Raw genomic sequence first — 10,375 nt, forward strand, 5'->3', positions numbered from 1 at the left:
AGACCCGCCAGTCCCGCGCCGGCACCACGGCCGCGCTGCTCCGCCTCGGCGCCCCGGCCACCATGCTGCGGGGCTCCGCCGCCCTGCGGGCCGCCGCGCTGATCGCCCTGTTCGTACCGCTCACCCTGCTGATCGCCTACCTGTCGGCGCTGCCGCCGACGCGCTGAGGGACGAGCGGGAAAGAAAGTTCGCGGGCCGCCGATGAGTTCTCCGGCGGCCCGTCGTCTATACCGGCGAAAGCAGCTCGCGCACTTGTAGCAGGGGAGAACCGACGTACCAGCAGATGATCTTCGTGAACCTGGTCACCGCCGACGTGCCCGCCACCCGGAAGTTCTACAGCGACCTGGGTTACGGCATCAACGAGCAGTTCAGCACGGACGAAGTGGTCAGCGTGATGATCAGCGACACCATCGTGGCGATGTTCCTGTCGCCCGCGCACTACGCCCAGTTCACCCAGAAGGAGATCGTGGACTCCCGCACCTCCAGCGAGACCCTGCTCTGTCTGAGCGCGGAGAGCCGCGAGAAGGTGGACGAGCTGGTGGAGAAGGCCATCGCGGCGGGCGGCACCTCGCACGGCCGGACCCAGGACCACGGCTTCATGTACGGCCGCGCCTTCGACGACCTCGACGGCCACACCTGGGAGGTCATGTGGATGGACCCCGCCGCCCTCCAGGGGTGACCATGCCCGCATGACACCCGGCCGGATCATCTTCCTCAACGGCACGTCGAGTTCCGGGAAGTCGAGCATCGCGCGCGAGCTGCTCTGCCTCCTGGACGACGGCGTGTACTCCCACCTCTCGGTGGACGCCTTCAACGCGATGCGGGCCCAGCGGGAGCTGTCCCGAGACGAGTTCGACGCCGCGCTGCGCCGGACCCGCCTCGGCTTCCACCGTTCGGTCGCGGCCATGGCCGGGGTGGGCAACGACCTGGTGGTGGACCACGTACTCAGCGAGCCGTGGCGGCTGACCGACTGCCTGACCGTACTGCCTCCCGAGGACGTGGTCTTCGTGGGTGTCCACTGCGCACGGGAGGAGCTGGAGCGGCGCGAGCGGGCCCGCGGTGACCGGGAGGCGGGCCTCGCCGCCTTGCAGTATGACCTCGTCCACGCCCACGGCGACTACGACCTGGAGTGCGACACGAGCACCGCGTCCCCGCGCGCCTGCGCCGAGCGCATCCGGGACTTCCTCCCCCACCGGCCGGCCCCGACCGCCTTCAGCCGGCTGCGGGCCCGGTACTCCATCGAGTGATGAGGCGGGGCCGGGGAGCGGGACGGGACCGCACTAGCATGTGCGGATGCCTCCGATACCCGCCCGGCCCGAAGAGGTCGCCCCGGACCACGAGATCGAGTCGCTGGCGGAGTTCGACGCCGTCGTCGCCGCGCACGGGACACTCGCGGGGTTCCGCGTGCAGGCCGTCGACCTGACCGGCCGTACGGAGGACCTGCTGAGGCTGGACACCTCCGGCGCCGTCTTCCTCGGGTGCCCCATGCACCTCCGCGCGGCCGCGCACCTCACCGCCCATGGCGCCCTGGTGTTCCCTTCAGTGCCGGGCCTGCCTTTCGACCCGTACCGCGGCTGCGTCTACACCCCCGAGGAGTTGTTCGCCTCGCTGGCCGACGGATACGAGGCGACACCGGACGCGCTGGCGTACGCCTGGTTCCAGCGGACCAAGTCCGACGGCGACATCCTCGCCTCGATGCTGCGCGCGGTCCACGACGATTCCATCTCCGACGCGCTGGACGAACTCCTCACCGGCGCCCGGGTGGTGGGCGTCATGGGCGGCCACGCGATGGCCCGTGGCACCGAGGAGTACGCGGGTGCGGCCCGGCTCGGCCGCGAACTGGCCCGCGCCGGCTTCACGGTGGCGACCGGGGGCGGCCCGGGCGCGATGGAGGCGGCCAACCTCGGGGCGTACGCGGCACCGTTCGAGGACGGGATGCTGACCGAGGCCCTCCTGATTCTGGCCAAGGCGCCCTCCTTCACCCCGTCCGTGACGGACTGGGCGCGGGCCGCCTTCGAGGTGCGGGAACGCTGGCCCGACGGGGGCGGCTCGGTGGGCATCCCGACCTGGTTCTACGGGCACGAGCCGCCCAACGCGTTCGCCTCCCACCTCGGCAAGTACTTCGCCAACGCCACCCGCGAGGACGGCCTGCTGGCCCGCTCCAACGCCGGGGTGGTGTTCCTGCCGGGCGCGGCCGGGACCGTACAGGAGATCTTCGACAACGCCACGCCCAACTATTACGGCTCGCGCGGCAATCCGACGCCCATGGTGCTGGTGGACGAGGAGCACTGGACCGAGAAGCTCCCCACCTGGCCACTGCTGCGGGCGTTGGCACGGGAACGGCCGATGGAGTCCCGTATCGCCCTGGTTGGCCGGATCGAGCTGGCTTCCGACGCGTTGAAACGTCTCGCCGAGCAATAAGAAGGTAAAGTCAACGCCCGTTGGCCGCCCACGCATTGACATGCTTATGGCGCGCTTATAAACCTGTGTGTCTTGTGGGGATGCTGGGGCTCCGCTCCGTCTGCCGCTCCAACTCCCCGTCTGCCCCCCGCAGTTCTGCACTCAGCAAAGGACATGACTTGTCCATATCCCGCCGTAACGCGCGCCGCTCCGTGCGCATCCTGGGCCTGGCCTCCGCGTCGGCCGCCCTGGTCCTGGGTGTCTCCGGTCAGGCTCTCGCCTGCAACATCGGCGAGTTCAAGGCCGAGGCCACGTGCAAGGGTGAGAAGGGCCAGATCACCGTCACCGACCGCGACTTCTCCGGCCAGAAGGCCACCGTCTCGGTGTTCCTCGAGAACAACGGCGCCGACGAGAAGAAGATCGGCGAGCAGGTGGTGACCGGCACCAAGGAGGGCGCCACGATCGTCTTCGACGAGGACTGGGCGCCCGGTGCGGTCTACCGCGTCAACGTCAACGTGCCCCGCTTCATCGACAACAAGAACATCGAGCCCAACCTGACGGCTCCGGCGACCGCGTGCAAGAAGGAGGAGTCCCCCTCCCCCACGCCGCCCGCCTCCCAGTCCCCGGCGCCGACCCCGTCCGCGTCGGCTCCGGCCGAGGACAGCGCCACCCCGTCCGCGAGCGAGAGCAGCAGCGCCGCCGCCCCGGTGTCCGAGGCGCCGAGCAACGCCCCCTCCGCGGCGATCGGTGACTCCAACCTCGCCGAGACCGGTGCGAACTCCAACACCGGCCTGATCGCCGGTGTCGCCGGTGCCCTCGTCGTCGTCGGCGGTGGCGCGGTGTACTTCGGCATGCGCCGCCGTGGCGCGAAGAGCGGTAGCTGACGCTTCCGCCCGCCGTAGCCGACAGCGGCCCGTCCCCGTCACGCACGGGGGCGGGCCGCTGTCATTTCGCGGGTCAGCCGAGTACGACGGTCTCCGCCGCGTCGAACTCCACCCCGGTCTCGGCGCCGGTCTCCGGCGCCTCGCGCAGCGGGCAGGCCGCCTCCAGGTGCGGACCGCCGTCGCGTGGCTGGAGCCGGAGCGCCACGTGGGTGCCCTTGAAGGTGCGGGCGCTCACCGTGCAGGCGAGCCCCTCACCGACACCCACGAGCCGCACCCCGGCGGGCCGCACCAGCAGCTCCCCGGTGCCCTGCGGTGACCCCTCGGGCACGGGCAGCTTGCCCCACGGGGTGTCGGCGGCCGCCCCGGTCACGCTCGCCGGAACCACGTTCTCGAAGCCGAGGAAGCGGGCCACGAAGGCGTCGGCCGGCCTGCGCCACACCTCCAGCGGGGTCCCGGACTGCGCGATCCGTCCGTCCCGCATCACCACCACCCGGTCGGCCAGCGCGAACGCCTCGCCCTGGTCGTGGGTGACAGCGAGCACGGTGGTGCCCAACCGGCTGAAGAGTTCCCGGAGTTCGACCACCAGCCGCTCCCGCAGCGAACGGTCCAGCTGCCCGAGCGGCTCGTCCAGCATCAGCAGCCTCGGCCGGGGCGCGAGCGCCCGCGCCAGGGCGACCCGCTGCTGCTCCCCGCCCGACAGCCCGGCCACCGCCCGCCGGGCCGCGCCGGGCAGCCCGACCAGCTCCAGCAACTCCCTTACCTGGAGCTCCCGTTGATGCTTGGGCATGCCGTGCATGCGGAGCCCGAAGGCGACATTGCCGCCCACGTCCCGCTGCGGGAAGAGCTGATGGTCCTGGAACATCAGCCCCACCCCGCGCCGGTGCGCGGGCACCCCCGCCTGGTCCCGGCCATCGAGCAACACCCGCCCCGAGGAGAGGGGTTGGAGGCCTGCCACGCTCCGCAGCAGTGTCGACTTGCCGCTGCCGCTGGGCCCGAGCACGCACACCACCTCGTGCTCGGCGACACCGAGGTCCACCGTGTCGAGCACCGGCCGCCCGCCGAGACGGACGGTCGCCTCCTTCAGGCTCAGCAGCATCAGAACTCCCCCGTCCGGTCGGTGCGCAGCCGCTCCAGCAGGAGCAGCGCGGCCGCGCAGACCACCATGAGAATCGTGGAAAGGGCCATCGCCTGGCCGTAGTTCAGCTCCCCCGGCCGGCTCAGCAGCCGGGCCACCGCGACCGGCAGTGTGGGGTTGTCGGGCCGGGCGATGAACACGGTCGCCCCGAACTCGCCGAGCGACACCGCGAAGGCGAAGCCCGCCGCGATCAGCAACGCCCGCCGCACCAAGGGCAGATCGACCTCCCGCCACACCCGCCAGGGCGACGCCCCGAGCACGGCCGCCGCCTCCCTGAGCCGGGTGTCCACCGCGCGCAGCACCGGCAGCATGGTCCGTACGACGAAGGGGGCGCCGACCAGTGCCTGGGCGAGCGGGACCAGGAACCAGGACTGGCGCAGGTCCAGCGGCGGCTCGTCCAGCGCGATCAGGAAGCCGAAGCCGACCGTCACGGCGGAGACGCCGAGCGGCAGCATCAACAGCGCGTCGAACCCGCGCATCAGCGGGCCGGCGTCCCGGCGGGCCAGCGCCGCGGCGGCCAGGGCGCCGACCACCAGGGCGATACCGGTGGCGGCGACCGCGTATTCCAGCGAGGTCCACACCGCGTGCAGCGGCGCCACCAGGAACGTACCGCCGTCTGCGTCGGTCAGTGCCCGGTAGAAGCCGAGGCCCGGCGCGTCCAGCGAGCGGCGCACCAGCACGCCGAGCGGCAGCACCAGCAGCACCGCGACGGTGGCGAGCACCCCGCCGAGCAGCGCCCACTGGCCGGCGCCGCGCGGACGGCGGGCGGTGACGGAGGCGTCGACCAGGCGCAGCGCGGTCTCCCGGCGCCGTACCGTCCAGGCGTGCACCGCGAGGATCGCGCCGACCGCGGCGAACTGCACCAGGGTGAGGACGGCTGCCGTGGTCAGGTCGAAGACCTCGGAGGTCTGGCGGTAGATCTCCACCTCCAGGGTGGAGAAGGTGGGCCCGCCGAGGATCTGGACCACGCCGAAGGAGGTGAAGGTGAACAGGAAGACCATCAGCGCGGCGGCGGCCACGGCGGGCGCCAGCGCGGGCAGGGTCACCTGGCGCCAGGCGCGCAGCGGGGAGGCGCCGAGCATCCGGGCGGCCTCCTCCTGCCGGGGGTCGAGCTGTCCCCAGAGCCCGCCGACGGTGCGGACGACGACGGCGTAGTTGAAGAAGACGTGCGCGATGAGGATCGCCCAGACCGTGGTGTCCAGCCGGACGCCCCACAGTTCGTCCAGCAGTCCGCCGTGGCCGACTAGGGCGAGGAAGGCGGTGCCGACGACCACCGTGGGCAGCACGAACGGCACGGTGACCACGGCCCGCAGCACCTGTTTGCCGGGGAACTCCAGCCGGGCGAAGACCCAGGCGGCGGGCAGCGCGATCAGCAGGGTGAGCGCGGTGGAGGCGAGGGCCTGCCAGGTGGTGAACCAGAGCACGTGCCGGATGTCGGAGCGGCCCAGCACCTCGGCGAACCGTCCGAGGTGCCAGGTGCCGTCGGCCTTCAGCCCGCGCGCCGTGATCGCGGCGACGGGCCAGGCGAAGAACAGCGCGAAGAACGCGACGGGCAGGGCCATGAGCCCCAGCCGCGCCGCGCTCCCCCGGCCTCGGCGTCCGGCCGCTGCCGTTACTTCAGAACGAGTGACGTCCACGAGCTGACCCACTGGTCGCGGTTGGCGGCGATCTTCTCGGGCGCCATGGTCGCCGGGTCCTTGACGGCGGGCCCGTACTCGGTGAACTCGGCGGGGACCTTCGCGTCCTTGATCACCGGGTACACGAACATGTTCAGCGGCATGTCCTGCTGGAACTGCTTCGACAGCAGGAAGTCGAGGAACGCCTTGCCGCCCGCGGGGTTCTTCGCGTGGCTGAGCAGGCCGGCGAACTCGACCTGCCGGAAGCAGGTGCCGTCCGAGACGCCGGTCGGGGCGGTCTTCGGCTTCTTCTTGGCGTAGATCACCTCGGCGGGCGGCGAGGAGGCGTACGACACGACGAGCGGCCGGTCGCCGCCCGCCTTCCTGCCCTCGGAGGAGCCGGAGAACTCCTGGTAGTACGCCTGCTCCCAGCCGTCGACGACCTTGACGCCGTTGGCCTTCAGCTTCTTCCAGTACGCCTCCCAGCCCTTGTCGCCGTAACTGGCCGCGCTGCCGAGCAGGAAGCCGAGGCCGGGCGAGGAGGTGGCGGCGTTCTCGGTGACCAGGAGGTTCTTGTACTTCGGGTCCGCGAGGTCGGCGAAGGTGCGCGGCGGCTTCAGCTTGTGCTCGGTGAAGTAGGCCTTGTCGTAGTTGACGCAGATGTCGCCGTGGTCGACCGGGGTGACGCGGTGCCCCGCCGCGTCGAGCTGGAAGGCGGGGTCGACCTGACCGAGGCCCTTGGCGGCGTACGGCTGGAAGAGGCCGTTGTCGAGGGCGCGGGAGAGCAGGGTGTTGTCGACGCCGAAGAAGACGTCGCCCTGCGGGTTGTCCTTGGTCAGGATCGCCTTGTTGACGGCCTGCCCGGCGTCGCCGTCCTTGAGGACGCGCACCTTGTAGCCGGACTGCTTCTCGAAGTCCGCAATCACGTTCTTGGACGCGGCCCACGAGTCGTGGCTGACCAGGGTCACGGTCTTGGTGTCCGCGGCCCCCTTGGTGTCGGTGGACCCGCACGCGGAGAGCGTGAGCAGGCCGAGGCCGACCGCCGCGGCCACGAAGGTCTTGGTGTGCACTGGTGGTCCTCCTGGGTGGGCCAGGAAGAGACGCGGCCCTGCCCGGACTCCGCGAGGGAGGCCGGGCAGGGCACAACAGCTTGAGTGATGACCGAACTTCCTACCCAGAATGACCTGGGCGAGGTTCAGAGGGTCTGCGGCCTGGTTGCCGCACTCTCAGCGCTGTGGCGCTCCCCTGTCGGAATATGCAGATGTATGACTGGTATGACGTTGTACTGACCGGCCCAGGTTACCGCTCGGTGGCCGCGAGCTGGCCACATGCCCCGTCGATCTCCTGACCGCGGGTGTCCCGGACGGTCACCGGCACGCCGTGCGCCGCGATGGCCTCCACGAACGCCTTCTCGTCCTCGGGACGGGAGGCGGTCCACTTGGAGCCGGGGGTGGGGTTGAGCGGGATCAGGTTGACGTGCACGGGCCTGCCCTTGAGCATCCGGCCGAGCCGGTCGCCACGCCACGCCTGGTCGTTGATGTCCCGGATCAGGGCGTACTCGATGGACAGCCGGCGGCCCGACTTCTCCGCGTACTCGAACCCGGCGTCCAGCACCTCGCGCACCTTCCACCGCGTGTTCACGGGGACGAGGGTGTCGCGCAGTTCGTCGTCGGGGGCGTGCAGGGAGATCGCCAGCCGGCACTTGAAGCCCTCGTCGGCGAAGCGGTGGATGGCGGGGACCAGGCCGACCGTCGACACGGTGATGCCGCGCTGGGACAGCCCGAGGCCGTCGGGGGCGGGGTCGGTGAGGGCCCGGATGGCGCCGACCACGCGCTTGTAGTTGGCGAGCGGCTCGCCCATGCCCATGAAGACGATGTTGGAGAGCCGCGCGGGCCCGCCGGGCACCTCGCCGTCCCTCAGCGCCCGCATGCCGTCCACGATCTGGTGCACGATCTCGGCGGTGGACAGATTCCGGTCCAACCCTGCCTGCCCGGTCGCGCAGAACGGACAGTTCATCCCGCACCCGGCCTGGCTGCTGATGCACATGGTGACCCGGTCCGGGTACCGCATCAGCACCGACTCCACGAGCGTGCCGTCGAACAGCCGCCACAGGGTCTTACGGGTGGTCCCCTGGTCCGTGGCCAGGTGCCGGACCACCGACATCAGCTCCGGGAATAGCGCCTCCCGCAGCTTCTCCCGCGAGCCGGCCGGGATGTCCGTCCACTGCTCGGGGTCGTGCGCGTACCGCGCGAAGTAGTGCTGCGAGAGCTGCTTGGCACGAAACGGCTTCTCCCCCGCCTCCGCGACAGCGTCCTTCCGCTCAGCGGGCGAAAGATCAGCGAGATGCCGCGGCGGCTTCTTGGCTCCGCGGGGGGCAACGAAAGTGAGTTCTCCGGGCTTAGGCATGGCTGTACCAGTGTCGCAGATCCAATTGGGTGACCTGCGGCTGTCCGCTGCCACGACTGTCGGTAGTGGTCGTCGTCGGTCACTGTTGGGCGGCCTCGGACGGCCCAGGGACGGCCCCGAAAGAGCGCGGGATAACGCGTTGACCTGGCTGTGGGGGCTGGGGTGTGATCACCCTATGGTTTCTGGCAACAGCGAGACGGATGCAGGCGTGGCCGACGACATGATCGTCGCTGGGCGGATCATCCTCGGGCTGAAGGCGCTACGTGCTCACCTCGGCTGCTCTCTACAGGAAGCCCTCGACGCCTACGCCGCACGCTACGAGGTGTTGCGACGGGAACGTCCGGCCGACTTCACCAAGAGTCACGAGGAGTACTGGGCGAACTTCTACTCGTGAACCAAGCGCCACGATCTTGAAAACCGTCGTGGCAGCGATGTCACCGTGGGTTCAAATCCCACCGCCTCCGCACGATGAGCAGTGAGAACGGCCCCTGACCTGGATGTCCGGTCGGGGGCCGTTCTCATATCCGCGCGCTGTGACTGCCCGCTGTTCCCCGTGGTTCCCCGCTGGATCGGGCACGGTTGGGGCACGGCCACCTTCTGATCCGTAGCTCTATGTGGATCGGTCGGTGGCGGTCATACCGGTTGCGCTGAGGTCCTGTAAGTGCGTTGCCGACCGGGGGCGGTTGCTGTGGTTGCTGTACTTCACTGCTGTACCGCCCCCAGGGCTCGTCCCTGTCAGGTTGATCGCAAGGGGCTCGGTATGACGCGACGGGGGTCTCCGCACCGAACCGCAATTCAAGCTCGGGATCTTCGCCCTCCCCACCCGCAGGCGCCCCCAGTCTGCCCGAGATGATGTCCTCCTCATACGACATCCCTGGGGGACCATGCGCACCAGCACCACAGCCATCATGACGGTCGGCCTGCTCCTCGCCACGCTCACCGCGTGCAGTAGCAGCGACCAGGAGGACAAGGCGGTGGAGACACCCAAGGTGGTGGACACGCCCAAGGCACCGGCCTACACGGTGGGGAACAAGATCGAGAAGTCCGGGGTCGGCAGTGTAGACCTCGTCATCCCGACCGCCACTGTGGACAGCGCCAAAGCAGCCATTCAGGACTACGCCAAAACCATCCACGGCCCGTTGAACTACGGCATCAACGTGATCCGCAGCAAGGCCGACAAGGGCATCGAGGATTACGTCTGCCATGGCGAGTGGGTCAAAGCTGAGCAGGCTGCCCAGGTGTACACGGGCGGGCGGGTCACCTCGGACACCTGGCCCGCCATCGGAATGTACCGCTCTGGTCCCAAGGGCTGACCCCCGCCGCCCCGGCCCGCGGCTACCCACGCGGTCGGTTTTAGCGGCTGCTGGTCCGCATCATGGCCTCGTGGCGTTACAGGTCCTCGAAGGCATCTTCGCCGGGGCGCCAAACCATGAAGATGGGATCCTCGAAACCGCACAGCCGCGCGATCTCTGGACCGACGAGCTCATCCTCGGTGGGGTGCAACTGGACGGAGCCGGTCACGAAGTCGACCTTGATTCCGATTCCGGTCTCCTCGTAGGTGGCGGTCACCTTCTGGAAGATAAGTCCACGCAGCGCGTTGGCCCAGCCGGTTTCCGTTGGTGAGAACTGTTGTCCAGACAGCGTGACCGTTGGCAACACGTCGCATGTGAGGACGGGCATGTCGTCGGTCGAACCCTCGAACCGCAGTTGGACGTAGTCCGCGACAAACTGCACCGAGTACAGCTCGAAGCCAACGAGGCGGCTAAGTAGGGAGTTCAGTTCATATGCCACGGCAGGGAGTCTAGGTCAGGGCAGTCAACCCCAACCTGGGGGTTTTGAGTACTTGAGTTACCTGGCCTCGCCTCCTGAACCCACCACTCACCCCAGCTCCCATCCCGTCTGCCGTCGACCCACACACCGTGGAGCGGGCGTGG

The 10,375-nt window shown here is 69.7% G+C and carries 11 protein-coding genes and 1 riboswitch; of the genes, 6 read left to right on the top strand and 5 right to left on the bottom strand.

Annotated elements, in window-relative coordinates; all coding sequences use genetic code 11:
- The first annotated feature begins 283 nt into the window (after positions 1-283).
- From GT030_RS11630 to GT030_RS11645, 4 genes are all read left to right on the top strand, one after another.
- Positions 284-679, top strand: coding sequence for a VOC family protein (locus GT030_RS11630; RefSeq protein ID WP_161201036.1), 396 nt, complete (start codon positions 284-286; stop codon positions 677-679).
- A gap of 10 nt (positions 680-689) precedes the next feature.
- Entirely contained in the window at positions 690-1,247 is a 558-nt protein-coding gene (locus GT030_RS11635) for an AAA family ATPase (protein ID WP_161201037.1), read from the top strand.
- Positions 1,248-1,293: 46 nt separating this feature from the next.
- Positions 1,294-2,421 carry an LOG family protein gene (locus tag GT030_RS11640; RefSeq protein ID WP_161201038.1) on the top strand — a complete coding sequence of 376 codons (1,128 nt, stop codon included), beginning with the start codon at positions 1,294-1,296 and terminating at the stop codon, positions 2,419-2,421.
- A 158-nt stretch (positions 2,422-2,579) separates the two neighbouring features.
- On the top strand, positions 2,580-3,284 hold the full coding sequence (locus GT030_RS11645) for an LAETG motif-containing sortase-dependent surface protein (protein ID WP_202459983.1): 705 nt from the start codon (positions 2,580-2,582) through the stop codon (positions 3,282-3,284).
- 73 nt (positions 3,285-3,357) lie between these two features.
- Here the strand turns inward: GT030_RS11645 and GT030_RS11650 are convergent, their stop codons facing one another.
- The 4 genes from GT030_RS11650 to rlmN all read right to left on the bottom strand — a co-directional run bounded on the left by GT030_RS11650 (position 3,358) and on the right by rlmN (position 8,441).
- Positions 3,358-4,380: an ABC transporter ATP-binding protein gene (locus GT030_RS11650; RefSeq protein ID WP_161201039.1), complete on the bottom strand. Its 1,023-nt coding sequence runs from the start codon at positions 4,378-4,380 to the stop codon at positions 3,358-3,360.
- On the bottom strand, positions 4,380-5,981 hold the full coding sequence (locus tag GT030_RS11655) for an iron ABC transporter permease (protein WP_161201040.1): 1,602 nt from the start codon (positions 5,979-5,981) through the stop codon (positions 4,380-4,382). The genes GT030_RS11650 and GT030_RS11655 overlap by 1 nt, the downstream gene beginning before the upstream one ends.
- 50 nt (positions 5,982-6,031) lie before the next feature.
- Positions 6,032-7,105 (bottom strand): thiamine ABC transporter substrate-binding protein, encoded by a 1,074-nt coding sequence (locus tag GT030_RS11660; RefSeq protein ID WP_161201041.1) that lies wholly within the window; start codon positions 7,103-7,105, stop codon positions 6,032-6,034.
- A 79-nt stretch (positions 7,106-7,184) separates the two neighbouring features.
- Positions 7,185-7,292, bottom strand: a riboswitch (TPP riboswitch).
- Positions 7,293-7,334: 42 nt separating this feature from the next.
- The gene (gene rlmN / locus GT030_RS11665; RefSeq protein WP_086693790.1) at positions 7,335-8,441 is read right to left on the bottom strand and encodes a 23S rRNA (adenine(2503)-C(2))-methyltransferase RlmN; all 1,107 of its coding nucleotides are present in this window, start codon (positions 8,439-8,441) and stop codon (positions 7,335-7,337) included.
- Between the two features lie 175 nt (positions 8,442-8,616).
- Here rlmN and GT030_RS11670 point away from each other — a divergent pair, with 175 nt between their 5' ends.
- Entirely contained in the window at positions 8,617-8,835 is a 219-nt protein-coding gene (locus GT030_RS11670) for a hypothetical protein (protein ID WP_161201042.1), read from the top strand.
- A gap of 490 nt (positions 8,836-9,325) precedes the next feature.
- Entirely contained in the window at positions 9,326-9,754 is a 429-nt protein-coding gene (locus tag GT030_RS11675; protein WP_161201043.1) for a hypothetical protein, read from the top strand.
- A 76-nt stretch (positions 9,755-9,830) separates the two neighbouring features.
- Here the strand turns inward: GT030_RS11675 and GT030_RS11680 are convergent, their stop codons facing one another.
- On the bottom strand, positions 9,831-10,232 hold the full coding sequence (locus tag GT030_RS11680; RefSeq protein ID WP_161201044.1) for a hypothetical protein: 402 nt from the start codon (positions 10,230-10,232) through the stop codon (positions 9,831-9,833).
- Positions 10,233-10,375 lie beyond the last annotated feature (143 nt).

It is taken from the genome of Streptomyces sp. SID1328, from assembly GCF_009865595.1.
In the GTDB taxonomy this organism is placed as follows: Bacteria; Actinomycetota; Actinomycetes; order Streptomycetales; family Streptomycetaceae; genus Streptomyces; species Streptomyces griseoluteus.

Excerpts from the sequence above, each read along its gene's own strand:
- GT030_RS11630 (WP_161201036.1), top strand. The coding sequence starts at position 284 with ATGATCTTCGTGAACCTGGTCACCGCCGACGTGCCCGCCACCCGGAAG.
- GT030_RS11655 (WP_161201040.1), bottom strand. The coding sequence starts at position 5,981 with ATGGCCCTGCCCGTCGCGTTCTTCGCGCTGTTCTTCGCCTGGCCCGTC.
- GT030_RS11675 (WP_161201043.1), top strand. The coding sequence starts at position 9,326 with ATGCGCACCAGCACCACAGCCATCATGACGGTCGGCCTGCTCCTCGCC.
- rlmN (WP_086693790.1), bottom strand. The coding sequence starts at position 8,441 with ATGCCTAAGCCCGGAGAACTCACTTTCGTTGCCCCCCGCGGAGCCAAG.
- GT030_RS11670 (WP_161201042.1), top strand. The coding sequence starts at position 8,617 with ATGGTTTCTGGCAACAGCGAGACGGATGCAGGCGTGGCCGACGACATG.
- GT030_RS11635 (WP_161201037.1), top strand. The coding sequence starts at position 690 with ATGACACCCGGCCGGATCATCTTCCTCAACGGCACGTCGAGTTCCGGG.
- GT030_RS11640 (WP_161201038.1), top strand. The coding sequence starts at position 1,294 with ATGCCTCCGATACCCGCCCGGCCCGAAGAGGTCGCCCCGGACCACGAG.
- GT030_RS11650 (WP_161201039.1), bottom strand. The coding sequence starts at position 4,380 with ATGCTGCTGAGCCTGAAGGAGGCGACCGTCCGTCTCGGCGGGCGGCCG.